This is a genomic window from Phenylobacterium sp. (genome assembly GCF_020402505.1).
Taxonomy (GTDB): domain Bacteria; phylum Pseudomonadota; class Alphaproteobacteria; order Caulobacterales; family Caulobacteraceae; genus Phenylobacterium.
In genome coordinates this window covers 1-24,605 of record NZ_JADBZL010000022.1, presented here as the reverse complement: position 1 = coordinate 24,605, position 24,605 = coordinate 1, and the positions used below count along the sequence as shown (strand labels likewise).

The 24,605-nt window shown below is 66.1% G+C and carries 20 protein-coding genes; 10 read left to right on the top strand and 10 right to left on the bottom strand.

Going from position 1 to position 24,605, the window contains the following annotated elements; all coding sequences use genetic code 11:
- Positions 1 to 6: 6 nt before the first annotated feature.
- Positions 7 to 507, top strand: a complete 501-nt coding sequence (locus IM632_RS01665; protein ID WP_296482901.1) for a cytochrome c family protein — start codon at positions 7 to 9, stop codon at positions 505 to 507.
- A 7-nt stretch (positions 508 to 514) separates the two neighbouring features.
- On the opposite strand, the gene IM632_RS01660 is transcribed toward IM632_RS01665, so the two are convergent.
- From IM632_RS01660 to IM632_RS01650, 3 genes are all read right to left on the bottom strand, one after another.
- The gene (locus tag IM632_RS01660; RefSeq protein WP_296551957.1) at positions 515 to 3,757 is read right to left on the bottom strand and encodes an efflux RND transporter permease subunit; all 3,243 of its coding nucleotides are present in this window, start codon (positions 3,755 to 3,757) and stop codon (positions 515 to 517) included.
- On the bottom strand, positions 3,754 to 4,917 hold the full coding sequence (locus tag IM632_RS01655) for an efflux RND transporter periplasmic adaptor subunit (protein ID WP_296482897.1): 1,164 nt from the start codon (positions 4,915 to 4,917) through the stop codon (positions 3,754 to 3,756). Before IM632_RS01655 ends, IM632_RS01660 begins: the two co-directional genes overlap by 4 nt.
- Positions 4,918 to 5,275: 358 nt before the next feature.
- Entirely contained in the window at positions 5,276 to 5,944 is a 669-nt protein-coding gene (locus IM632_RS01650) for a TetR/AcrR family transcriptional regulator (RefSeq protein ID WP_296482908.1), read from the bottom strand.
- A gap of 237 nt (positions 5,945 to 6,181) precedes the next feature.
- Here IM632_RS01650 and IM632_RS01645 point away from each other — a divergent pair, with 237 nt between their 5' ends.
- The 5 genes from IM632_RS01645 (at position 6,182) to IM632_RS01625 (ending at position 11,953) form a co-directional block, all read left to right on the top strand.
- Positions 6,182 to 7,579 (top strand): carotenoid oxygenase family protein, encoded by a 1,398-nt coding sequence (locus IM632_RS01645; protein WP_296482895.1) that lies wholly within the window; start codon positions 6,182 to 6,184, stop codon positions 7,577 to 7,579.
- A gap of 371 nt (positions 7,580 to 7,950) precedes the next feature.
- Positions 7,951 to 8,928: a zinc-binding dehydrogenase gene (locus IM632_RS01640; RefSeq protein WP_296482893.1), complete on the top strand. Its 978-nt coding sequence runs from the start codon at positions 7,951 to 7,953 to the stop codon at positions 8,926 to 8,928.
- A 29-nt stretch (positions 8,929 to 8,957) separates the two neighbouring features.
- Positions 8,958 to 9,965 carry an NADP-dependent oxidoreductase gene (locus tag IM632_RS01635; protein WP_296482890.1) on the top strand — a complete coding sequence of 336 codons (1,008 nt, stop codon included), beginning with the start codon at positions 8,958 to 8,960 and terminating at the stop codon, positions 9,963 to 9,965.
- 83 nt (positions 9,966 to 10,048) lie between these two features.
- Positions 10,049 to 10,828, top strand: coding sequence for an MBL fold metallo-hydrolase (locus tag IM632_RS01630; RefSeq protein WP_296482887.1), 780 nt, complete (start codon positions 10,049 to 10,051; stop codon positions 10,826 to 10,828).
- A gap of 150 nt (positions 10,829 to 10,978) precedes the next feature.
- Positions 10,979 to 11,953 carry a nitronate monooxygenase family protein gene (locus IM632_RS01625; RefSeq protein WP_296482884.1) on the top strand — a complete coding sequence of 325 codons (975 nt, stop codon included), beginning with the start codon at positions 10,979 to 10,981 and terminating at the stop codon, positions 11,951 to 11,953.
- A 165-nt stretch (positions 11,954 to 12,118) separates the two neighbouring features.
- Here IM632_RS01625 and IM632_RS01620 read toward each other — a convergent pair whose 3' ends face one another.
- Both IM632_RS01620 and glpK read right to left on the bottom strand, forming a co-directional pair.
- On the bottom strand, positions 12,119 to 12,889 hold the full coding sequence (locus IM632_RS01620; protein ID WP_293515317.1) for a class II aldolase/adducin family protein: 771 nt from the start codon (positions 12,887 to 12,889) through the stop codon (positions 12,119 to 12,121).
- 70 nt (positions 12,890 to 12,959) lie between these two features.
- Entirely contained in the window at positions 12,960 to 14,459 is a 1,500-nt protein-coding gene (gene glpK, locus IM632_RS01615) for a glycerol kinase GlpK (RefSeq protein WP_296482881.1), read from the bottom strand.
- 124 nt (positions 14,460 to 14,583) lie between these two features.
- On the opposite strand from glpK, the gene IM632_RS01610 reads away from it, so the two are divergent.
- From IM632_RS01610 to IM632_RS01600, 3 genes are all read left to right on the top strand, one after another.
- Positions 14,584 to 15,684: a DUF2336 domain-containing protein gene (locus IM632_RS01610; protein WP_296482878.1), complete on the top strand. Its 1,101-nt coding sequence runs from the start codon at positions 14,584 to 14,586 to the stop codon at positions 15,682 to 15,684.
- A 12-nt stretch (positions 15,685 to 15,696) separates the two neighbouring features.
- Positions 15,697 to 16,482, top strand: coding sequence for an NAD kinase (locus tag IM632_RS01605; protein ID WP_296497781.1), 786 nt, complete (start codon positions 15,697 to 15,699; stop codon positions 16,480 to 16,482).
- Between the two features lie 120 nt (positions 16,483 to 16,602).
- The gene (locus IM632_RS01600) at positions 16,603 to 16,998 is read left to right on the top strand and encodes an Hpt domain-containing protein (RefSeq protein ID WP_296480525.1); all 396 of its coding nucleotides are present in this window, start codon (positions 16,603 to 16,605) and stop codon (positions 16,996 to 16,998) included.
- 27 nt (positions 16,999 to 17,025) lie between these two features.
- Here IM632_RS01600 and IM632_RS01595 read toward each other — a convergent pair whose 3' ends face one another.
- Positions 17,026 to 17,811, bottom strand: coding sequence for an NUDIX domain-containing protein (locus IM632_RS01595; RefSeq protein WP_296480529.1), 786 nt, complete (start codon positions 17,809 to 17,811; stop codon positions 17,026 to 17,028).
- A gap of 482 nt (positions 17,812 to 18,293) precedes the next feature.
- Here IM632_RS01595 and IM632_RS01590 point away from each other — a divergent pair, with 482 nt between their 5' ends.
- The gene (locus IM632_RS01590; RefSeq protein WP_296480531.1) at positions 18,294 to 18,422 is read left to right on the top strand and encodes a hypothetical protein; all 129 of its coding nucleotides are present in this window, start codon (positions 18,294 to 18,296) and stop codon (positions 18,420 to 18,422) included.
- Positions 18,423 to 18,566: 144 nt separating this feature from the next.
- On the opposite strand, the gene IM632_RS01585 is transcribed toward IM632_RS01590, so the two are convergent.
- The 4 genes from IM632_RS01585 to IM632_RS01570 all read right to left on the bottom strand — a co-directional run.
- Complete coding sequence (locus IM632_RS01585; protein WP_296518532.1) at positions 18,567 to 19,775, bottom strand: PQQ-dependent sugar dehydrogenase; 1,209 nt, start codon at positions 19,773 to 19,775, stop codon at positions 18,567 to 18,569.
- 510 nt (positions 19,776 to 20,285) lie between these two features.
- On the bottom strand, positions 20,286 to 22,064 hold the full coding sequence (gene aspS / locus IM632_RS01580; protein WP_296518534.1) for an aspartate--tRNA ligase: 1,779 nt from the start codon (positions 22,062 to 22,064) through the stop codon (positions 20,286 to 20,288).
- 104 nt (positions 22,065 to 22,168) lie between these two features.
- On the bottom strand, positions 22,169 to 23,488 hold the full coding sequence (locus IM632_RS01575; protein WP_296481211.1) for a serine hydrolase domain-containing protein: 1,320 nt from the start codon (positions 23,486 to 23,488) through the stop codon (positions 22,169 to 22,171).
- A 79-nt stretch (positions 23,489 to 23,567) separates the two neighbouring features.
- Positions 23,568 to 24,605, bottom strand: a 1,038-nt coding sequence (locus IM632_RS01570) for a DNA gyrase C-terminal beta-propeller domain-containing protein (protein ID WP_296547812.1), incomplete at its 5' end; no start/stop codon positions are given.

The following is a 24,605-nucleotide window of genomic DNA, read 5'->3' as shown; positions in this document are numbered from 1 at the left end:
ACGCCCATGTCCGCAGTCCGATCCCTGTCCGCCCTGGCTCTCATGGCGACCCTCGGCCTCGCCTCCTGCGGTCAGCCTGCCGACGCTCCGGCGTCCGAAGGCGCCGCCAGACCTGCGGCGGAGCCGGTGGTCCTCACGGACGAGCAGAAGGCGGCGCTGCTGGCGGAACTCCCCGAGCCTTACAGGAGCGCGGACCTGGAACGGGGCGAAAGGCTCTACGCCATGTGCCGGTCCTGCCACACCTATGTCCCGGGCGGCGCCAACCTCACCGGACCGAACCTCTGGGGGACCTTTGACGCCAAGGCCGGACTGGTGGCCGGATACAATTACTCCGAAGCCCTCAAGACCTCGGGTCTGGTCTGGGATGCGGCGACCATGGACAAATGGATCGAGAACCCGCGCGGCCTCGTGGAAGGCACCAAGATGTCCTACGTGGGGATGAAATCGCCTGAGGACCGGGCGGCGCTCGTCGCCTGGCTCAAGGTCAACACCAGTCCCGCGAAGTAGGCCGGGTCTACTCCGCCGGCCGGACGGTCTCTTCCATCTCGAAGGCTGCGATCCTCCGGGCCCGTGTTTCGGGCGGCTGGGTGAAGCGGGCGAGCAGGTTGTAAAAGACCGGAACGATGAAGATCGTCAGCAGGGTCGAGAAGATTGCGCCGAAAAAGATGACCACCCCGATGGTCTTGCGCGACTCTCCACCCGCGCCGCCCCACAGGATCAGCGGCACGGCCCCCGCGGCGGCGGCGATGGACGTCATGATGATCGGGCGAAGCCGGACGACGGAACTCTCGATCACCGCCTCACGGACCGAAAGACCCTCGTCCCGCAACTGGTTGGCGAACTCCACGATGAGGATGCCGTTCTTGGCTGCAATGCCCACCAGCATGATCAGGCCGATCTGGCTGTAGGTGTTCAGCGTCGAGTCGCTGATCAGAAGACCGAAGAGACCCCCGAGGGCCGCAACGGGAACGGTCAGCATGATCACCAGGGGATGGACCCAGCTCTCGAACTGGGCCGCCAGCACCAGGAAGACGAGGATCAGGGCCAGGGCCAGGGCGCCGTAGACCGCCGTGCCGCCCTCCAGGTAATCCCGCGCCAGGCCGCCCCACTTCACCGCCATGCCCGGCCGCTTGTCGATCTCCGCCTGAAAGAAGTTGACCGCCTCGCCGACGGTATAGCCCGGGTTCAGCTGGACCGAGAGGGTGATCGCCCGGAGCCGGTCCACCCGGTCACGGCTCGGGGTGTCGCCCTGGATTTCCGTCGTCACCACCGCCGACAGCGGCACCGTGGCGCCCGAGGCCGCCCGCACATAGACGTTCCTGAGATCCGACTCATTCATGCGCTGCGGCCGGTCGGCCTGCAGGATGACGTCATATTCCTGTCCGCCCCGGATATAGGTTGTCGTTCTGCGGGATCCGAAGAGCGTTTCCAGGGCCCGACCCACCGCCTGGGCCGACACGCCAAGCTGAGCGGCCTTCTCGCGATCAACCTCGACCAGCAGCCTCGGAGAGGTGGGTTCATAGTCGAGGCGCGGACGGGACAGACCCGGATTATTCCGCGCCGCCGCCATCAAGGGCTGGATGGCCTGCTCGATCTGCGGGTACTCATCCCCCAGCAGGATGACGCTCACGCTGGATCCCCCCCCGCCGCCGCCTCGCTGGATGGACGGACGGACGGAGGCGATGACCCTGGCCGACGTGATGGCGGCGTACTCCCGGTTCAACTGGGCGGCGAGCTCCTGGGACGTGACATCGTTCACCCGCTCGTCGGGCAGGCCCGCATTGGCGCCCCCGGAGCTGAACTGGCTGCGTCCGAAGCTCGGGACGCTGAGGGTGTACCTCTCGATCACCCCCTCCTTCAGAAGGGAAAGGAGCCGCTTCTCCACCTCCTGCGAGGCCGGCAGGATGTAGTCATAGCCCGCCCCCTCCGGTCCCTGGATGGAGATGTCCACCCGGCCCCGGTCCTCCATCGGAACAAGCTCCTTGGGGATGATCACGGCAAGTCCGGCCGCCACCACGCCCATCGCCAGGATCAGGCCGCCCGCCGAAACAGAGGACAGGATCATCCGGCGAGGCGCCAGCAGGGCCTCCAGCGAGCTCTGGTAGGATCGCTTCAGCGCGCCCATTGCGGTGTTCACCGCGACGGTCATCGCCCCTCCCGTCCGTGCGGGGCGAAGCAGCACCGAGCCGAGCATAGGTGACAGACTGAGGGCGAGGAGGGCGGAGAACACCACGGCCGCCGCCACCGACACGGCCAGCTCGACGAACAGCCGGCCGGTGAACCCCGGCATGAACATCAGCGGCGCAAAGACCGAGATCAGCACGACTGTGGTCGCGACCACGGCGAAGAAGACCTGGCGGGCGCCTCTCTGGGCGGCGACAAGCGGCGGCTCGCCCTCATCAACCCGTCGCTGGATGTTCTCCACCACCACGATGGCGTCGTCGACGACAAGGCCGATGGCCAGCACCAGGGCCAGCAGGGTCAGCAGGTTGACCGAGAACCCCAGGCCCGCGAGGACGATAAAGGTCGACAGGATGCAGATCGGCGCAACGACGGAGGGAACCAGCGCCGCCCTCCAGGATCCCAGGAAGAGGAGGTTCACCAGCGCCACCAGGGCCAGGGCGATGCCCATGGTGATCCACACCTCCTCGAGGGCGTGGCGGGTGAAGGAGGTGAAGTCCACCGACACCTCGATCTTGGTCCCCGGCGGCAGGCTGCGGTTGATTTCGCGGAGCTGTTTCCGGATGCCGTCCGAAATCTCCAGATCATTGGCCTGGGACTGCCTGAAGACGGCCATCCCAACCTGGTCGTTCCCGTTGGAGCGGAAGAGCCGACGCCGTTCGTCCGGCCCTTCTTCGATCCGTGCGAGGTCGCCGAGGCGCACCACATAGGCGTTGGGGTTGGCGGCGCTCGCCGCCGCGGACTGGGGCGAGGCGGCGGCGCCTGCGGCGGCGGCGGAAGAGCCAAGCGCGCCCTGCTGTCCGGCGGCCGAGGCGGCGAACCGGCTTGCGCCGGACGCCGTGACCGGAAGCTGGGCGAAGTCTTCCGGAGTGGCATAGCCCCGCGCCACCCGGATCGTGAAGTCCTTGGACGGCGCCTCAAGGGAGCCCGCAGGAAGCTCCAGGTTCTGGGCCCGAAGGGCGGCCTCGACATCGTCCACGGTCACGCCGCGCGCCGCCAACGCCATGGGATCCAGCCAGATGCGCATGGCGTAGACCTGGGCGCCGCCCAGCCCCACCTGGGCCACCCCGGGCACGGTCGACAGGCGCTCCACCAGGTAACGGTTCGCATAATCCGTCAGCTGGAGGCGGTTGAGCGTGGTCGACGTCAAGCTGAGGAACATGATCGGCGAGTCGTCCGCATTCGCCTTGGCGATCTGCGGGGGGTCGGCCTGGTCCGGCAGCAGGGGGGTGACCCGGCTGACCGCATCGCGCACGTCGTTGGCCGCGGCGTCGAGGTCACGGTCCAGGGTGAACGAGATCGAGATCCGGCTTCCGCCGTCCCGCGACGTGGAGTTCACGCGGTCGATGCCCTGGATGCCCGAGACCTGACGCTCGATCAGCTGGGTGATCCGCTCCTCGACCACTTCGGCGGAAGCCCCGCGATAGTTGGTCGAAACGCTGACGACCGGCGGATCGACGCTCGGCAGCTCCCGGACCGCCAGGGAAAAGTAGCTCGCAAGGCCGACAACACAGAGAAGGATCGCCCCGACCGCCGCAAAGACCGGGCGACGGACCGAGAGATCTGACAGCGTCATCCGGGCCTGCGCGGGGCGGCGCCTCCCGCTGGCGGACCGCCGGCGGGGCGGACCGGCTGACCGGACTGCACGCGGTTCAGGCCGTCGGCCACGACGCGATCCGCCGGGGTGACGCCCTCGAGGATCTCAACCCAGCCATCCTGTCGAAGGCCTGCCCTAACCGGCTTCTGCTGGACGGTCATCCGGCCGCCCTCCTCGACCGCCACGAAGACCGAAGCGCCCTCGCCCTGAACCGCGACGGCGGATTCCGGCAGGGCCAGACCCGTCCGCGAGCCCTGGCTCACGCCGACGCGCAACATCATTCCCGGCTTCAGGCGCCCCTCGGCGCTGGAAAACTCGGACCGCGCGGTCAGGGCGCGGGTGCGTTCGTCGATCCGGGTGTCGAGGCGGATGATGCGACCGCTGAACCGGGCGTCCGGCCAGGCGTCGACCGTCGCCGTCAGGGCCTGTCCCTCCTTCACGGCGGAAAGGAACCGGTCCGGCACCTGGAAGTCCACCCGGACGGCGGACAGGTCGTCCAGGGTCACGATGGCCGCGCCGGGATTAATGACGGCGCCGGGCGCGATGTCGGACAGCCCCACCACGCCGGCGAAGGGCGCGCGGATCACCCGGTCGCCCAGACGCGCCTCGGCGGCGGCGACGTCGGCCCGGGCGGTCTTCCAGGCGGCTTCGAACTGGTCGACGGCGGCGGTCGAGGCGTAACCCTGCTCCCCGAGCGTCCGCCAGCGCTCATACGCCCTGCGGGCCTGCACCTCGCGGGCCTGGGCCTGGGCCAGGGCGGCGTCCTGCTCGGTGGTCTTCAGCTCCACCAGCACCTGGCCGCGGGCCACGGTCTGTCCCGGCGTGAAGAGAACCCGGCTGACCAGCTGCGTCGTCGCCGCAGAGAGGGTGACGGACTGGCGCCCCTTGGCCACGCCCAGCAATTCGAGGCGCTCAGTGAAGGTGCGGCTGACGGGACTGACCAGGGACACCTGGGGGACCTCGCCCCTAGGTCCGCCGGGTCCGCCGCGTCCCATGCCGGGGGGTCCGCCTCCGCCGCCCGCGCCCGGAGCTCCCCCCTGGGCGGGTCGGGCGTCCGACAGGATCTTCAGCCCGCCGGCCACCGCCATCAGCAGGACCACGCCGACCGCAAGGGCGAGAAAGAAGTGGCGCCTGAACACTTGGGCAGGAACTCCGGAGCCCCGACGAATCCTGGGGCATCAGAAAACACCTCTGTTCTCTAGGCTGAGGTCGCCGCGGCGTCCACCCCGGGACCCTGGGCCAAGACCCGATTCGGGCGCGGGCATGCTTACCGGGTCGAGGAGCAAGGCGGGACGAACTCCCGACAAGAAGTCGCCGGGTCCGTGTGGAAAGAGCGACACCGGTCTGACTTCGATTGGGGGAGTGGCGGACATCGACACGGGACGCTCCCCCCCTTCCGGTCGCGCCAACACGGTGGCTGTGATGCTGACCTGGTTGGCTCCGCATCGGAGCGCTACAGGAGACGAACGCGTCAATCAGGAGCGGGAGTTTCCAGATTCAATTGTGAGGAAGCGGCTCATCGCCGCTTGCCCTTTGGAACTGACGAAGGCCAGCGATGGTTACATTCACCATTTCGTCGATGATATCGTCGTTGGTTCTTCCGGGCCGATCGGTAGAGGGTATTCTTGAGATACTGAGTATGGAGCCGACGCCATGGCCCATGGACCAGACAAAGAGCGGCGCGGCGACCACGTGACGCCCGAGATAACGATCGACTGTTAATCTCAAAACGTCGAAGCAGCCCAATCCCAAATTCGCAGATACAGGACTTAGATTCGGATCGAGGTATCCCGCCTCGAACATGAATCGAAATCTCTCAGGTTTCGCCACTGCAAAGCGCGCATACGCGCCAGCGACACTGCGAAGATTAGCTTCCGGATCCTCTGAATATTTGGATGCATTTGTTAATGTCGAAAGCAGATCTTTGAACGAAACGGCTGCAATCGCCCGTAAGAGACCCTCCTTGTCGCCGTAATGGTGCTGAGCTGCCGTGGCGGTCACTCCTGCCTTCTCGGCAACCCGGCGCAGGGTGACCGCGCCGACCCCCTCCTCATCAATGAGGCGGGTCGCGATCTCCAGCAGGGCGGCGTCCAGATTGCCGTGATGATACCCATCCTTGCGGTAGTTTGTTCGCCGCTTCCGGGCGGGCTGCTGAGCTCGTTCCACATCCAACCTCGACCTTGTCGCTTCCTATTCTCAAAAGCGCCCGGGTCCGACCTAACGTTCCCCGGGCGGCGGGACAACACGTCCCGGCGCCCTGCAGCCCCGGGCGGGCCGGATGCCCATCCCGGATCACGTTCCGCGCAAGGGCCGGAACAGGGCGCACGATCAGAACCCTTCATTCTTTATCTTGACATACAAAAGATAATGGAGCTCTTTTGGCTGATCGACAAGGAGGCTTCAATGACCGACACAACCTTCCCGCCCGCCGAGAAGTCGGCTGCAAAGGCCGCCCTTCGGGCGCCGTTCTCAGCTGATGTCGGGAATAGCTATCTGATCGGGCCCTATGGTCCGGTGCTTGAAGAGGTGACAGCGTTCGACCTGCCGGTGACGGGCGAGATCCCTTCCGGTCTCGTTGGGCGCTTCGTTCGCAATGGACCGAACCCCATCGAGGTCTCGGATCCGGCGAACCATCACTGGTTCCTGGGCGAGGGCATGGTGCACGGCGTCTACCTGCGCTCCGGCAAGGCTGAGTGGTACCGCAATCGCTTCGTCCGCAGCCGCCTTGTCTGCGACAGGCTCGGCGCCCCCTACCCCGCCGGACAGCCGCGCACGAATGTGGATGTCGTGAACACCCACATCCAGAGTTTCGGCGGAAAGACGCTGGCTCTCGTGGAGTCCGGTCCTCCCGCCATGGCGTTGACCCATGAGCTTGAGACAATAGGCTATGAGGACTTCGCCGGCACCCTCGACGGCGCCTTCGCCGCCCACCCTCACCTCGATCCGCTGACCGGCGAGTGGCATGCGGTGACCTACGACCTGGGCGTAAAGTCCGAGGTTCGGCACGTCGTGATCGGGACCGACGGGAAGGTGAAGCGCTCGGTCGCAATCCCCGTCTCGGACGGGCCCATGGTGCATGATTTCGCCATGACCCAGCGCTACATTCTGATCTTCGACCTTCCCGTAGTCTGGAATGATGCCGCAGCGGCGAAGGGACGCCTCTTCCCCTATCAATGGTCAGAGACTCATCCCGCCCGGGTGGGACTGTTGCCGAGGAAGGGTGCGGCGGAGGACGTCATCTGGATCGATGTCCCCCCCTGCTACGTCTTCCATACGGCCAACGCCTATGATGCGGCGGACGGGACGGTTGTCGTCGATCTCGTCGAGTTCAGCAGCATGTTCAACACAGCGCTGAACGGGCCGGGCGAAGGCCCGCCAGTCCTGTCGCGATGGGTCCTCGACCCGGGGTCGGCCTCGATCGCCAAGACCGTGCTTTCGCGCAGGCCGCAGGAGTTTCCCCGGATTGACGAGCGGCTGACAGGCCAGAAGCATCGTTACATCTACGGCGCCGGCATTCAGACGGATCGCGGGTCGGCCATGTGCTTCGACACGGAGACCGGGCTTGAGCTTGCCCACGACTTCGGGCCAGGCCGCTTCGGGTCCGAGTGCGTCTTCGTTCCGAAGTCCGACGCCGCAAAGGAAGGCGAGGGCTGGGTCATGACCTATGTGTGGAATGCGCCGACCAACACATCTGATCTGGTGATCATCGACGCCCAGGACTTCGCGGGTCCGCCAAAGGCGGTCGTCAAGCTGCCCGTTCGCGTGCCGTTCGGGTTCCATGGAAGCTGGATCGCCGACTAGGATTTCCCAGCAGGCATCTCCTGGGCGCTCACCTGTCCCTGCCGACGGGCGGCGCCTAGGCGGAGCGCTGGATCTTGCGGGGCCTTGCGCCCCTTCCGGTCGAGGTTGAGCGCGACGGCGCTCTGGAGGCCCTCGACCGGGGTGTTCCCGTCTTGCGCCCGTTGACGGCCGAGTCGCCAGCTCGCTCGACGAACAGAAAGAACCGGATTTATCTTAACAGAACACAGATAATGTCCGAAGTGCCGACGAGAAGACGCGGGGGATCCGGCCCCGCCCGTCCTTGAGTGATCCACCGGACCTGCCAGCCGATCGGTTTCGCTCCGACTGGCGCGGCGGTCGCGACAGCTACGAAAGACCTGGAGGTCAGACTGATGAAGACGGTTCGATTTCATGAACTCGGCCCCGCGAACGTTCTGCGGCTGGAGGAGGTTGACGCCCCGACGCCCGGCCCCGGGGACCTTCTTGTCAAGGTCGAGGCGGCCGGTCTGAACTTTTCCGATATCGGAAAGCGGCTGGGTCGCTACCTGGAACCGACGCCACTTCCATTCACGCCGGGCTCTGAAGTCTGCGGCGAGGTTGTCGCTGTGGGCCCCGGGGTCAGCGGGCGGCGGGTTGGGAACCGGGTTGCCGGTGTGAGTCCCTCGCGAAGCGGTGGATATGCAGAATACGCCCTCCTTCCGGACCGCGTGGCGGCCATCGTGCCTTCGACGGTTTCAGCGGAGGACGCCCTTGCGGTGAGTAACCAGGGCGCCACCGCATTCCACTTGCTGAACACGATGGCGCGGATGGCGAAGGGAGAGTCGGTCCTCGTTTCGGCCGCTGGCGGCGGCTGCGGCGGACTCATCCTGCAGCTGGCCAGACGTTTCGGCGCCGGCATGCTGATCGGGTTGGCCAGCACGGAGGCAAAGCGCGAGGCGGCCAAGGCCGACGGCGCCAACCTTGTGTTCGATCCTGCGGATCCGGATTGGCCCAAGAAAGTCGCCGACCAACTCAACGGAGGCATCGATATCTTTCTCGATAGTGTGGGGGGCGAACTATACGAGTCCGGCCTCGGTCTGTTGGGCCCCTTCGGCCGGGCCGTCACCTACGGACTGGCCAGCGGTCGCCCGTCGCCCGTCATTCCCCTGACTCTGATGCGGCGCTGCGCGTCTGTCTCGGGCTTCCACCTCGACCTGCTCATGGAGCGCCCGGGCGTCATGAGCCAGACCCTGTCGGACCTCTACGGCCTCGTGGCGGAGGGCGCACTCAAGCCGCGCATTGCGGCGAGCTTTGCACTGAAAGACGCCGTCGCCGCGCACGAGTTCATGGAGAGCCGTGCGGCTGTCGGCAAGATCATCATCCGCCCTTGAGGCCCAGCGGCGCGCGACGGGAGAACAAGATGCAAAACGCCAACCGGGTCTTGAGATTGACGTCGAGGCCAGACGGGCTGCCCGGACCTGAGCACTTTACACTCACCGACGAGCCTGGACGCGCCCTGGCGCCCGGAGAAGTACGGATCGCCTCCAGTTTCATCTCCATCGACCCGGCGATGAGGGTGTGGATGGACGAGCGCCCGGGTTACACGCCCGGCGTCAAGCTCGGCGAGGTCATGCGGGCCCTTGCGGTCGGCGAGGTGGTCGAGAGCCGGGCGGATGGTCTGGCCGTCGGAGCCTGGGTCGAAGGAACCTTCGGCCTCCAAAGTCACCCTGTGGTCTCGTCTGGACAGGCCCGGCTGGTGGACGCCCGCCTCGGTTCGCCGGAAGATTACCTGACTCTTCTCGGACTGCCCGGCGTGACCGCCCATCTGGGTCTGTTCGAGATCGCGGGGCTGAAGTCTGGAGAGACCGTCCTTGTGTCTGCGGCGTCAGGGGGGGTCGGCCAGCTCGTGGGCCAGATCGCCCGCGCCTATGGCTGCCGCGTGGTCGGCATCTGCGGCGGCGCCGCCAAGTGCGAGATGGTGCTGAGAGAGTTCGGATTCGACGCAGCCGTCGACCATAGCCAGTCCGATACCGACCTGAACCGCGCTCTGGCTGAAGCCTGTCCGAACGGCGTGGATGTCTATTTCGACAATGTCGGCGGTCGCATCCTGGAGATGGCGCTCAATCATATCCGCGACTTCGCGCGCATCGTCATCTGCGGTCGCATTTCACAGACGGCAGGCCAGCCCGTGCATCCCATCGGAAATCTCGGCGAGATGCTCGTGCACCGGGCGCGCATGCAAGGATTCACAGTGGGCGACCACTTCCACTGCTGGCCGGCGGCTCGGCAGGACCTGGCGCGGTTGCGGGACGAGGGCCTGCTGAGAACCGAGCTTCACCTTCTTGAGGGAATCGAGAACGCCCCGGTCGCGCTTGGAATGCTCTTCCGAGGCGAGAACCGCGGAAAGATGGCGGTGAGAGTTCTGTGAACGTCCATCCCCTCCCCTGCGCTGCAAGTTCGAAACATCCGCCTCGGCCGAAGTCAGCCGGGGTCGGCAACCGGAGCCTCAAGATGAAACTTCCCAATGGACCCCTCGCGGCCCTTCTGGCCCTGTCCCTGCTCTCGCTTCCGGCGTGCGCATCGCCCCCTCCCAAAACCATCCGGTCGGCGGACGCCGCCGGGCCGGAGGTTGTCCAGATCAAGCTGCCCATGTCGAACGCCTACCTGATCAAGTCGGCCAAGCCCGTGCTGATCGACGCAGGATCGCCAAAGGACGGCCCGGCGATACTGGCCGCCCTCAAGGCCGAAAATGTCGACATGAAGAATGGGCTTATCCTGCTCACCCACGCCCACGCCGACCATGGCGGGGCGGCGGCGGAACTGCGCCGCGCAACCGGGGCCAGGATCGCTTTTGGCGCGGGCGATGCGCCCATAGCGGCGGCGGGAAAGAATGATGAGCTTCGCCCGACCAGCTTCGAGGCTGAGGTCCTCAAGCGCTTTGTCGACTTCAGGTTTGAACCTTTTTCGCCGGATATCTCGATTACCGACAGCCTCGATCTCTCGCCCTGGGGCGTCGCCGGCAAGGCTGTGGTCATGCCGGGGCACACGCCGGGTTCCCTGGTGATCAAGCTGAACGACCGGGAGGTCTTTGTCGGCGACATGATGCGCGGGGGAAGCATGGGCGGCGCGGTGAACCCGACCCAACCCCACGAGCATTACTTCCAGCCCGATCTCGAACGTAATCGAGCGAACATCCGGTCTCTCGTCGAGGGCGGCGCTGAAGTTTTCTACCTCGGACACGGCGGTCCGGTTGATCGCGCAGCCGTGATCAAGGAGTTCAAGATGAGGTGACAACTCGCGGTTGGTCCGGTTTCGACCGATAGCGCACGAGCGCAGGAAGAGACCAATAGTGAATGAGGTTCGTAGTCCACCATCTTCGATCAAGCCAGATGAGAGCTCAGAGAGCAGGCTTGAATCGTCGTCCAGATCTAGAGGTGCAATATGAAGACTGAAATCACGGAGCTTTTCGGCATAGAGCATCCGATCATGCAGGGCGGCATGCATTATGTCGGCTTTGCTGAGATGGCGGCGGCGGTGTCAAACGCCGGCGGCCTGGGAATCATCACGGCTCTGACTCAACGCTCGCCAGAGGCGTTGGCGGCGGAGATCAAACGCTGCAAGGCGATGACCAGCAAGCCATTCGGAGTCAACCTGACCTTTCTTCCGTCGGTCACCCCGCCCGACTACCCCGGCTACGTCCGGGTGATCATCGAGAGTGGCGTGAAGGTTGTCGAGACCGCAGGCAACAACCCTCAGAAGTGGCTCCCTGCGCTGAAAGAGGCGGGGATCCGGGTCATCCATAAATGCACAAGCGTCCGCCACGCCCTGAAGGCGGAGGCCATTGGCTGCGATGCGGTAAGCGTCGATGGCTTTGAATGTGGGGGGCACCCCGGTGAGGACGATGTGCCCAACTTCATTCTGCTTCCCAGGGCCGCCGAGGAACTGCGGGTCCCGTTCGTTGCTTCTGGCGGGATGGCCACCGGAGCGCAACTCGCAGCAGCCCTCGCCCTGGGGGCGGCCGGCGTGAATATGGGAACGCGCTTTATCGCAACTCAGGAAGCGCCGGTTCATGATAACGTAAAGCAGGCTATACTTGCAGCCACTGAACTTGATACCCGCTTGATCATGCGACCGTTGCGAAACACAGAGCGAGTTCTCAACAATTCAGCTGTTGAGCGCCTGTTGAAAAAAGAGCAGGCCCTTGGCGAGAAGCTGACCTTCGCGGACGTCGCAGAGGAAGTGGCGGGCGTTTACCCAAGGATCATGGTCGATGGCGATATGGAAGCCGGAGGCTGGTCATGCGGAATGGTGGTCGGATTGATCCACGACGTGCCGACCTGCAAGAACCTGATCGACTCCATCATGGCGGAGGCGGAGGAAATCATTCGTTCCCGCCTGACGAGGCTGCTTGGCTGAAGCGAGACGCCCCCTCACGACCCCGGGGTTGGAGCGGATTCTGAACAGGTGAGAAGGAAAAGCCCATCTGGTCGCGGTCCGGCTGACCCCGGGAAATCGGCGGTTGCAGTGAATTGACCACAGGCTGTGCTCAGCTGGCCTCAGTCATCGGAAAACATATGTCCCTCAGGCGTCGTAGCCCGGCATCTCGCGGTCGAGCTTGCGCAGGCAGCCGGGCCAGCCCAGCTTACCGCCGATCCCCCGCCCCACCTGCCGACGGACCTCTTCCTGGGCCGCCTCTGGGGCGATCAGGACGTTCTCGCGACCGCAGGACAGGGCCATCACCTGCTGCTTGCAGGCGCGCTCGAGGAAGAACATGCCGTTCCAGCACTCTGCAGCGCTCTCGCCCAGGGCCAACGTTCCGTGGTTGCGCAGCAGCATGAGGCTCTTGTCGCCCAGGTCCGCCACTAGCCGCTCGCGCTCGTCCAGGTTCAGGGCGATGCCCTCGTAATCATGGTAGGCCAGATGCGGCAGGCAGATCAGGGAGTGCTGCGACAGGGGCAGCAGGCCCTCCTTCTGGGACGACACCGCCGCGCCCTGGTCCGAGTGCAGGTGCATGACGAAATGGGCGTCCTCGCGGTTCATGTGCACCGCCGAGTGGATGGTGAAGCCCGCCGGATTGATGAAGTAGGGCGTCTCCTGAAGGATATTGCCCTCAACGTCGATACGCACCAGGGACGAGGCCGTGATCTCGTCGAACAGCATCCCATAAGGATTGATCAGGAAATGGTGCTCGGGCCCGGGGATCCGCGCCGAGATGTGGGTGTAGATCATGTCGTCCCACCCGTGGAGCGCGGCCAGCCGGTACAGGGCGGCCAGGTCCACTCGGGCCTGCCACTCCTCTTCGCTCACCTTGCCCTTGAGCGAAACTATTCCCGCAACCGAACCGTCAGCCATGGCGGCCTCCCTGAGACATGCTGAGGGAAGGGTCACCCCGGCGACGGCAAAGGTCAAGGCCGGGGCGCGACTAGCTGTCCGAACGGATACGCGAAACCGACCGCAGCCAACCGGCATAGGCGGCGTCGACCTCCGGCCCCGGGTTCCGGGGGGCCATCCGCGTGGTCGCGGGGCGAGCCGCCGCCGCGGTTCCCGCGTCCGGATAGAGTCCGCACCCCAGTCCGGCGAAGAGCGCGGCGCCCAGGGCGGTGGTCTCCTCGTAGGCCGCCCGACCGACGGGCGTGCCTGTCAGATCCGCCAGCTTCTGGCAGAACCAGGCCGAGCGCGACATGCCTCCGTCCACCCGGAGCTCCGCTTCAGGGCCGAAGGCGGCGGGCGCGTCGAGGCGCATGGCCTCAATGAGGTCGCGGGTCTGGAAGGCGGCCGCCTCGAAGGCGGCGTCGGCGATCTCGGCGAGACCCGTGTCTCGGGTCATGCCCAGAAGAGCGCCCCGGGCGTCCGGGTCCCACCAGGGCGCGCCCAGACCCGTGAAGGCCGGCACCAGGATCACCCCGTGCCCGGAACGGGCGCGCCGGGCCAGGGCCTCGACGGCCGCGCCCCCGCCCTCGACCCCTAAACCCTCATTGATCCACTGGAGCGCCGCGCCGGCCACAAAGATCGACCCCTCCAGGGCGTAGGTGACCCGCCCTCCCAGGCGGGCCGCAACCGTTGTCAGCAGACGGGCGGAAGATCGCGGCGCCCGCTCCCCTGTGTTCAGAAGCATGAAGCAGCCTGTGCCATAGGTGGCCTTCATCTCGCCGGGGCGGAGGCAGCCCTGGCCCATGAGCGCCGCCTGCTGGTCGCCGGCGACCCCGCGGATAGCGATGGCGCCGCCCAGCATCTCCGGCAGGGTCGCACCGAAGTCGTCGGCGCAGTCCAGAACCCGCGGCAACAGGGCCCGGGGCACGCGGAAGAGGTCCAGGAGCTCATCGGACCAGTCCTGGGCGTGGATGTCAAAGAGAAGGGTCCGGGAGGCGTTGGTGGCGTCCGTGGCGTGCACCGCCCCTCCGGTCAGCTTCCAGATCACCCAGGTGTCCATCGTCCCGGCCAGCAGCTCGCCCGCCTCCGCCCGGGCCCGGAGCCCAGGCTGGCTGTCGAGGATCCAGGCCAGCTTGGTGGCCGAGAAGTAAGGGTCAAGCAGCAGACCTGTCAGGGCCGTCACCCGGGTCTCCAAGCCTCGGGCCCGGAGCGCCTCGCATTCGGGAGCCGTCCGGCGATCCTGCCAGACGAGCGCCCGTCCGACCGGCGCGCCCGTCCGCCGGTCCCAGACGACGACCGTCTCACGCTGGTTGGTAATCCCGATCGCCGCCACCTGCGAAGCAAGGACCCCCGCCCGCTCGAGCACGCCCCTCAGGACCTTGACCGAGGCCGAGTAGATCTCAAGGGCGTCGTGCTCGACCTCGCCATCGCCCGGATAATGTTGCCCAAGAGGCTCGCCAAGGCTGGTCACTTCGGCGCCCCGTGCATCAAACAGGATGGCTCGCGTTGAGGTCGTGCCCTGGTCCAGGCTCAGAAGAAACGCAGAAGACATGACATCCCTCAACTTTCCGTTCAGGTTCCACTATAAGACTGTCTGCGGCGGCGTGGCGCCGTCAGGGTAAAGCGGGCCCTCGGTCCGCGGCTCGGTGCGTTGGGACCAGCTCGGAGAGGTCTTCTTGGGCGACAGGTTGGACGAGATCATGATCCTCGCCAAGAGCCGCGACGTCGCCGATCGCGAGCGCCTACTCATTCGGCTGGTGGACATGTGCAATGGGCGCCCCGATGATCTGCGTACGCCCAGGGTCCAGGACCTGCTGTCTCAGGTTTTCTTCTATCTTGTGTTCCAGGCGGAGCACGACATCCGCATGCGGCTGGCCGAGAATATCGCTTCGTCGGACTGGGCGCCCTCAGGGCTCATCAACATCCTGGCGTTTGACCATATCGAGATCGCGCGGCCGATCATTGCACGGAGCCCGATCCTTGAGGATCCGGACCTGATCCGGATCATGGTTGAGGCGACCCTCGAACACCAGATCGAGGTGGCGCGACGCCGCGATATCAGCGTCAGCGTGGTGGAAGCCATCCTCAAGGCGGGGAGGCCCGAAGTCCTGAAGGCCCTGGCGGAGAATGAGACCGCAAGAGTTTCCCATGACCACCTTGCCGAACTCATCCAGAGGTCCAAGGATATCGAGGGCCTGCGTTCGCCCCTGGCCGAACATGTCGGCCTGAACGCCGAGCTGGCGAGTTACCTCTACACCTGGGTCGGGGTGGCGCTCCGGAAATCCCTCGCCTCTCGTTTCGAGCTGGACACTAGGGCCCTTGACGCCGCCCTCGTCGTTTCCGTGCAGCAGGCGAGGGCCGGGGAGCCCCGTTTGCAGACCCGGCAGCCTGTGGAGAGCGAAGAGGAACGGCGCGAGCGCCAGCTCGTCGCCAAGCTGGACATGTCCGGGCAGTTGCGCCCCAGCTATCTTCTGAAAGCTCTGAAGGAGAAGCGCCTGTCCCTCTTCGTGACCGCCCTCTCGGCACTGGGCCGTTTCGAAGCCCCCGCGGTCCAAAAGGCCGTGAATGCTTCCAACGCCGAGACCCTGGCCCTGGCCTGCGCTTCCGTCGGGATCGATCGTTCCGTCTTCTCCACAATGCTGGAGCTCTTGCGCGAGAACAACAATGGTCTGCCTGGCTCCGGAGAGGATAACGACCGGCGCGCCTATCAGGTCTTTTCCAAGACCAGTGAGAAGACGGCGGCGACCCTGTTTCGGATAGCGGCCTCGAAGGGCTGAGGCGCAGAGCCGTTGACCTCCCCGTTCCCGCAGTCCCGGCCGAGGCTGACCTTCCTGAGTAGCGACCGTCCGGAAGCCACTGAGGCCCGCAGGCGGCTCGCCGCCGTCTACGGCGACGTTCCGCAGGAGGAGGCGGACGTCATCGTGGCGCTTGGCGGCGATGGGTTCATGCTCGAGGTGCTCCATCTGCCCCTGGCCAGACGCATACCCATCTACGGGATGAACAGGGGCTCGGTGGGCTTTCTGATGAACGACTTCGCGGCGGACCACCTCATCGACCGCATCGCCGCGGCCGAACGGGCGGAGATTCATCCGCTGACCATGACGGCCTTGGACGCTTCAGGACATCGATCCACGGCCATGGCGATCAACGAGGTGTCCCTCCTCAGGCAGACCCGCCAGACGGCAAAGCTTCGCATCCTGATCGATGGCAAAGTCCGCCTTGCGGAACTGTCCTGTGACGGCGTTATTGTCGCGACGCCCGCAGGATCCACGGCCTACAACCTTTCGGCCCATGGCCCCATCATTCCCCTCGAGGCGAGGGTCCTGGCGCTCACGCCCATCAGCGCCTTTCGTCCACGTCGGTGGCGCGGCGCCCTCCTGCCCCATGCCGCCCAGGTCTGCTTCCAGGTTCTTGAAGCCGACAAGCGGCCGGTCAGCGCCGTCGCCGATAACTTCGAGGTCAGAGACGTCGTCGAAGTCCACGTCGCCGAGGACCGGGACGTATCCATGACCATGCTCTTCGACGCCGGTCGTGGACTTCAGGAACGCGTACTTGCGGAGCAGTTTTCGGTCTGACGGCCTGCACGAGTCGTTAACCCTGCAATCGTAGTGTGGCTTCGCGAAGAACTCTTTTCTGAAGCGGGACCTTCAATGCGAGCGACAGGTTCGACACCTATCCGGATCGACAGTAGAGCCGTGGCCAAGGCCGAGGCGGCCCTCGCCGCCATGGCTGTGAACTTCGAGGAGTGGCTGCAGGCCGAGATCACCCGGCTGAACTCCGCCATGTCACTCGTCCAGGCCGAGGGGCGCTCCGAAGCCAACATGGAGGCGCTTTATCATCGGGCACATGATCTGAAGGGCCTTGGCGCCACCTACGGCTATCCGATCATTTCTCAGATCGCCGGGACCCTGTGCCGGTTGATCGATAAGCCCGAGAAACGTCTGTCAGCTCCCCTTCCCCTCGTAGAGGTGCATGTGGAAGCCATCAAGGCCGCGGTCCGCAACAAGATCACCACGGACGAGAACGAGGTCGGTCGGGCGCTCGTCCAGGAGCTTGAGGCCAAGGTCGAGGCCTTCGATCCCGAAGGCTGAGGGCACGGACCCTGGGCGTCCGTGGCCCTACATGACCCGCTCCAGGGGTTCGGCCACATCCCCGTACCCGGCTTCCGGCGGAAGTGTGAGAACCTTTCCTTCCGGCCGGTCCTCGATGCGGGGCTGGACGGTGACCAGGGTTCGCTCCCGGGCCCGCCACAAGCAGTCTTCCGCACTTGAGGCCTCCGCGAGGAGCTGAACATTCATCCGGGTGGGGAAGATCACCTTCCGCGCTCCTCGCTCGGCGAGGTCCAGAACCTGGCGAGGCGCGATCCACTCCGCGTCCACCGTCTCGCGTCCGTCGCAGGCGGCCAACTGGTCCTCGGGAGCCTTGACCGCATAGAACCAGGTGTCAAAACGCTTGGGGGTCAGAGGCGGCGTGATCCAGCGGGCGAAGACCGTCAGCGCAGTGAGGTCAAGCCTCACGCCGAGGTCCCGAACGACGTCAAGAAAGGGAAGGTCGCCGGCATCCACCGCCTTCCGGATATCCATGGGCGCGGCCTCGCCCCGGAACATGTCTCCATCGGCGGTTCGGGCCAGCAGGATTCCCGCCTCCTCGAAGACCTCCCGGATGGCGGCGATGCGCAGGGGTCGCTGGATGGCGTCAAAGTCACCAAAGCCCAGCGAGTACCTGGCCCAGGCATCCGCGTGATCCCGCTCATGGCTCTTGCCCCCCGGGAAGACCAACGCCCCGGAGGCGAAGTCGATCTGATGATGCCTCTTGACCATCAGAACCTCAAACTCCGGGGCGTCCCGAAGAAGCAGTATGGTTGCGGCGGGTTTGATGGCGCTATCGGGGGCGATCTCAGTCATAGTTCCATGATGGGGGTGAGCGAGACAGGCTGGCAAGTCCGTAGGAGAGCTGAGGCGGATCGGGCCAGAAGGACCGTTGTCGGTCGACGCCGATCACGCCCCGCCGCCAGCGGAACGCCATTCAAGAAACGAACCGGGCAAGGTACGGCATCAGGTGCTCAAGAAGACCGCCCTTCAGTGCGCGCCCTCGTAGCCACAGGCCCGGCAGGTGCGAAAGGCGACCCGGGAGAGCCGGGCCTTTAGATCGATTTTCGCTCAGGCCTTCATCGGCAGGGCCGTGCGGATGTGCAACTCCTTCAGCGGCTTGTCCTCGACGGGCGATGGCGCGCTCATGAGCAGGTCCTGGCCCTGCTGGTTCATCGGGAAGGTGATGACCTGAGGCGCCCTATCCCCAGCCTGTCTCGCGCTTCATTTCCCGCGGGTTCTCCCGGGGGGCGGCGCCCGACAACCTCGTCTTCCTGCCGACGGCGCAGGAGCGCGGCGTGTTTGGGGGACTGCGCACGGACGCCGACGTCTGCCCGGACTGCGGCGACACGGCCCTGGTGCGAAAAGGAACAGACCTCATCTGCGACACCTGCGGCGTCCGCGCCGGGGGCGACCTCACCGGCTGACGGCTCTGCATCAAGAGAGCCAGATCACGTCGCGGCCGCTTGGGCGTTCTACCCGCGAGCAGACCTTCCCGCTTCCGCAGGGTAAAGCTCAAGGTTGCGCCGGTCCGCTTTGCGCCAGGCGTCACTCCTGGACAGCCCCTTGTATCACCTCCTGGGCGTCAGCTTCACCAGCTTCCCGTCGGAGCCGCGCCGGCCATCGGTGAGAAGATAGATTGAGCCGTCAGGCCCCTCCTCCGGCTCGCGAATGCGCGTACCCAGCGCGAACTGGTCGCCCTTCGTGGCCTCGGCTCCGTTGACATCGACCCTGACCAGACTCCGACTGGACAGACCGCCGATGAAGAGATCGCCGCGCCACTGCGGCCAGAGCTTGCCGGAGTAGATCATCATACCCGCGGGCGATATGGCGGGACTCCACCAGACCTTCGGCGCCTCAAAGCCGTCGCCAGGGCGATGATCCGGGATCGCCGCCCCATTGGTCGGCGGGCCCGGGTAGCTGTCGCCATTGGAGACGACCGGCCATCCGTAGTTGCGGCCGGGCAGGATCAGATTGACCTCGTCCCCGCCCAGAGGGCCCATCTCCTGCTCCCACAGGTTGCCGTTTGCGTCGAACGCCAGGCCGAGCGGGTTGCGGTGGCCATAGGTCCAGATGGCGGGATCACCGCCGCGCGCCGCCAGGGGATTGCCGGCTGCCGGCGCGCCGTCGTCGTTGAGGCGCAGAACCTTGCCTGAGAGGATTTTGATATCCTGCGGATCCGTGCGCTGGAAACCGTCCCACTGCTGGCGATCACCGACGGCGAAAAACAGCTTGCCCTCGGGCGAGAATGCGATGCGGCCAGAATAGTGGCCCGCCCTCGCGTCATACTTGGGGCCGCGGAAAAGCGTCTGGACGTTGCGTAGCGACGGGGCGTCTCCGTCGTTGAACACGCCGCGCGCCAGGACCAGGCTCGAGTCCTTCCCGGCGGCTTCCGAATAGCTGAAGTAAACCATCCGGTTTTTGGCGAACCGGGGGTGAAGCACGACATCCATCAGCCCGCCCTGTCCCTGGGACGTCACGGCGGGGGTCCCGGTCACGGTCTTCCGCTGTTTGCCGTCTGCTGAGAGCATCAACAGCTGGCCAGCCTTCTCGGTGATCAACATGCGGCCGTCGGGCAGGAAGGTCATGGCCCAGGGCTGGTCGAGGTCGGCGATTTCCTCGATCCGGAACGGCGCGTTGGGTGGGGCTGAGGGCCCTGCCAGGGCCGCGACGGCGGCGACGGCCCCGCCGGTCAGCACCAATGCGCCGGCGAGCGCAATCGCCCACGGACGCGGAGAACGGTCCGGCTTGTTCGCAACAGTCGAGGTCGGCTTGATCATGGGCGGTCACCTGTCGAGTGGTTAAGGTCGTGGCCCGCCGCGGATACCGCCGCGCGCCTCTCGCTAATCGACGAACCTGTATTCGCTTCGAGGTGTCTGATCTGGTTCGCTCTTGCTTGTTCCGGATCGCTCACGACGCCTCCAATTCTGCTCGCCACCCCGGACATTTAGTCCGCTGTACGCGGCTGACAATGACCGCTTCGGGTCGAATTTCATCCTTGGCTCGACATCCGCAAGCGGACCCTCGCCGAGCCCTCCCCCAAGAGGTCTACAGGGTCAGGGGTTATCCACCAGCGAGCACCCAGACGCACCAGGACGGTCCGGGGGCCGCCTCTGGTCCCGCAGCCCGCAGGACTCACGCTGGGTGCAGTGGCTCCAGACCGCCTCGACCTCGAGAACGCTCAGATCTGCGGGGTCGACCCTGGGGGCGTCCGCAACCTCCGGCAGGAGAAGCTCGACGCCGCCTGCGCCGTCGACGCCGTGCGCCTGCCCCGCGGACTTGCCCCGGCCTCAGGCCTTGATCGGCAGGGCCGTGCGGATGTGCAGCTCCTTGAGCTGCTTGTCCTCGACGGGCGATGGCGCGCTCATCAAGAGGTCCTGGCCCTGCTGGTTCATCGGGAAGGCGATGACCTCGCGGATGGCCGTCTGGCCGGCCAGCAGCATGACGATCCGGTCAATGCCGGGCGCCAGGCCCCCGTGTGGCGGCGCGCCATAGCGGAAGGCGTTGAGCATGCCGCCGAAGGCGCTCTCCACGTCTTCCGCCCCCATGCCGACGATCTCGAAGGCCCTCAGCATGACGTCCGCCCGGTGGTTCCGGATGGCCCCCGAGCAGAGCTCGTAGCCGTTGCAGACGATGTCGTACTGGTAGGCCAGGATGTCGAGCGGATCGCGGGTGTTCAGCGCCTCAAGCTCGCCCTGCGGCATCGAGAAGGGGTTGTGGGAGAAGTCCACCAGCCCGGTCTCCTCGTTCAGCTCGAACATCGGGAAGTCGACGATCCAGACGAATTCGAAGCGGTTCTCGTCCACCAGGCCCAGTTCGGTCCCGACCCGGGTGCGGGCGAGGCCGGCGAACTTGGCGAAGACCTTCGGATCGCCGCCGACAAAGAAGGCCGCATCGCCCACCTTCAGGCCCAGCTGCTGGCGGATCGCCTCGGTGCGCTCGGGACCGAGGTTCTTGGCGATCGGACCCGCGCCGCCCTCCTCGCCCTCGCGCCAGAAGATGTAGCCCAGGCCCGGCTGGCCTTCGGACTGCGCCCAGCTGTTCATCCGGTCGCAGAAGGCCCGGCCGCCGCCGCCCGGCGCCGGGATGGCCCAGATCGCGGTCTTCGGGGTCTCCAGCATGCGGGCGAAGACGCCGAAGCCGCCACCGCGGAAGGGCTCGGAGACGTCCTGCATGACCAGGGGGTTGCGCAGGTCCGGCTTGTCGGAGCCGTACTTCTGCATGGCCTCCCGATAGGGAATGCGCGGGAAGGGATAGGGGGTGACCGGCTTGCCGTCGGCGAACTCCTCGAACACGCCGTGCATGACGGGCTCGATGGCGGCGAAGACGTCCTCCTGGGTGACGAAGCTCATCTCGACATCGAGCTGGTAGAACTCCAGGCTGCGGTCGGCGCGCAGGTCCTCGTCCCGGAAACAGGGGGCGATCTGGAAGTAACGGTCGAAGCCAGACACCATCAGCAGCTGCTTGAACTGCTGGGGCGCCTGCGGAAGGGCGTAGAAGGTCCCCGGATGCATCCGCGAGGGCACCAGGAAGTCCCGGGCGCCTTCCGGCGACGAGGCCGTCAGGATCGGGGTCTGGTACTCCAGGAAGCCCTGGTCGATCATCCGGTTGCGGATCGAGTGGATGACCTTCGAGCGCAGGACGATGTTCCGGTGGAGGGTCTCGCGCCGCAGGTCCAGATACCGGTGCTTCAGCCGGATCTCTTCCGGATAGTCCGGCTCGCCGAAGACCGGCAGGGGCAGCTCGGCGGCCTCGGACAGAACTTCGACGGCGCGCACGCGCACCTCGATCTCGCCGGTGGCGAGGTTCGGGTTCACGGTCTCGGGGGTGCGGGCCACGACCTCGCCGTCAATCCGGATGACGCTCTCGGCGCGAAGGCGCTCGATGGTGGCGAAGCCGGGGGTCTCGGGGGCGAAGACCAGCTGGGTCAGGCCGTAGTGGTCGCGCAGGTCCAAGAAGACCAGGCCGCCATGATCGCGCTTGCGATGGATCCACCCCGACAGGCGAACGGACTGGCCGGTGTCGGAGGCGCGAAGGGCGCCGCAGGTGTGGGTGCGATAGGCGTGCATGGGGTCGAAGGGGCTCCGGAATCCAAGGCGCGGAAGGGCGCATGCAAGGGGCGGAAAGTCAAGGTTTCCGCCCCCCGCGCGCCGTCCGAAGCCGTCCCGGACGCCTACTTCTTGGGGTCGACCAGGGCCTGGTAGGTCAAGGTCCGGGCGGCCGTTCCGAGGTCCTCGCCGCCGGTGCCGCCAAGCCGCTGGACCATGCCGACGAAGTAGAGATCATTGGTCGGATCGATCCAGAACCATGTGCCGGCGGCGCCCCCCCAGCTCATGGTGTTGGCGCCCTCGAGACTGCCCGAGGCGCGCGGATCCATGTTGACCATGAAGTCGAGGCCAAAGCCCACCGCCTCGTTGAAGCGCGAGCCCGAGGTGCCGTTGGAAGTCACAAGTACGCTCTTGGGGATGACGTTGGTGCGCATCAGCTCCACCGTCGCCGGGGCCAGGATCCGGGCGCCGTCCAGCTCGCCGCCGTTGAGCAGCATCTGGGAGAACCGGCCATAGTCCGAGGTGGTGGAGACCAGGCCGCCGCCCCCCGATTCCGCCGCAGGCGGCTTGGTGTAGTCCGGCGGCGGGTTGTCGAAAATGGCGGTGGCGAGAACGTTCTGACGGGTCTTGGGATCCGTCATGTAGAGGGTCGCCAGACGATCCGTCTTGCCCGCGGGCACGTAGAATCCGGTATCCACCATCTTGAGCGGGCGGAAGATGCGCTCCTCCATGAAGGCGCCGAGGGTCTGGCCGCTGATCCGCTCGACTATGGCCCCCTGGATGTCGACCGAGACCGAGTAATACCAGGCCGTACCGGGCTGGAACATCAGCGGGATGTCCGCAATCCGGGTGATCATGTCGTTCAGCCCGGTGGCCCCCAGCACCCGCTTGTCGCGGAACATCCGGTCCACGGGATGCCGGTCGCCGAGTCCGTAACCGAAGCCGGCGGTGTGACTCATGATCTCGCGCATGGTGGGCGGGCGCTCGACGGGAACGGTGATCATGTTCCCCTTGTCGTCCACCCCCGTCATGACCCGCAGGTTCTTGAACTCGGGAATGAACTTGGTGACCGGGTCATCCAGCTTCCACTTGCCTTCCTCGAAGAGGATCATCATGGCCACGCCGGTGATCGGCTTTGTCATGGAGTAGATGCGGAAGATGGTGTCCTTCTCCATCGGCGCGCCGGACGCGAGGTCCTTCTTGCCGTAGGTCTTGAAGCCGACGACCTGGCCATGACGCACCAGCAGGGTCGTCATGCCCGCGACCCGGCCATCTGCGACCACCTTGGCCATGGCGTCGTCCAGGCGCTTCAGGCGCGCAGAGTCGAAGCCCACGGCCTCAGGCTTGATCTCGGCGGCCTTGCGTGGGGCGGCCAGCGCCTGCGGCGCGGAAATGAGTGCTGCGACGGCGACGGCCGTGGCCAGGCTTCGGAAAAACTGAGTCAATGGAATCCCCCCATGAGAATGGCGGGCAGACTAGACTCGGCGGATCACTGCGGCAAAGCCGTGTTTTGAGTCCCCGCCCTCAGGCGGGCCGGAAACGGCGACTGGCGGGGAAACCCCGGGGGGCGAGACGGCCCGCCCCCGCGCGTCGGCCCGCCCAGTCGCGCCAGTCGGTCCAGGCCCGGGTCCGGCCCGCAGCGTCGATCCAGGCTGCGCCCTCCTCCGCCCGGAAGACAAGGCCGTCCCGCAGCCCGCCCTCACGATAGGCCTGGAGCTTGACGCCCTTGCCGCGGGGCATTTCTGGCAACTCCTCGAGCGGGAAGACCAGGATCTTGCCATTGTCGCCGACCACGGCGACATGGTCGCCCTCCACAGGCAGGGCGAAGGCCGCCCCACCCTTGCCGGCGGTGAGGACCTGCTTGCCCGCCCGACGCATGGCCAAGGCCTCCGCCTCCGGCAGGAGGAAGCCGTAGCCCTCCTTCGAAGCCACGAACCGCCGGCCGCCAGGCCGGTGCGGGAAGACGGCGACGATTTCGGTCCGGTCGTCCAGCTCCAGCATCAGCCGGACCGGTTCCCCGTGCCCGCGCCCGCCCGGCAGCTTGTCGCAGGCCAGGGTGAAGAACCGGCCGTCGGAGGCAAAGAGGAGCAGCTTGTCGGTGGTCTCGGCCGGGACGATGAAACCCTGAGCATCTCCTTCCTTGTACTTGATCTCGGAGGGATCCTCGACGCGGCCCTTCACAGCCCGGATCCAGCCGCGCTCGGAGAGGATGACGGTGATCGGCTCGCGTACGATCAGGGCCTCAAGGGCCGCCTCGGCGTCCACCTCGGGCGCGGATTCGAAGGTTGACCGCCGGCGGGTCAGACTTCCGTCCTTTTCCAGCAGGTCGCGGACGTCCCGCAGGCCCACCCCCACCAGCTTCCACTGGGCCCGGTCGGAGCCCAGCAGGCTGTTCAGGCCGTCGCGCTCCTCGGCCAGGTCAGCGTGCTCACGCCGCAACTCCATCTCCTCCAGCCGGGCCAGTTGCCGCAGCCGGGTGTTCAGAATGGCCTCGGCCTGCAGGTCGGACAGGTCAAAGGCCTCGATCAGCTTCGCCTTGGGCTCGTCCTCCTGGCGGACGAT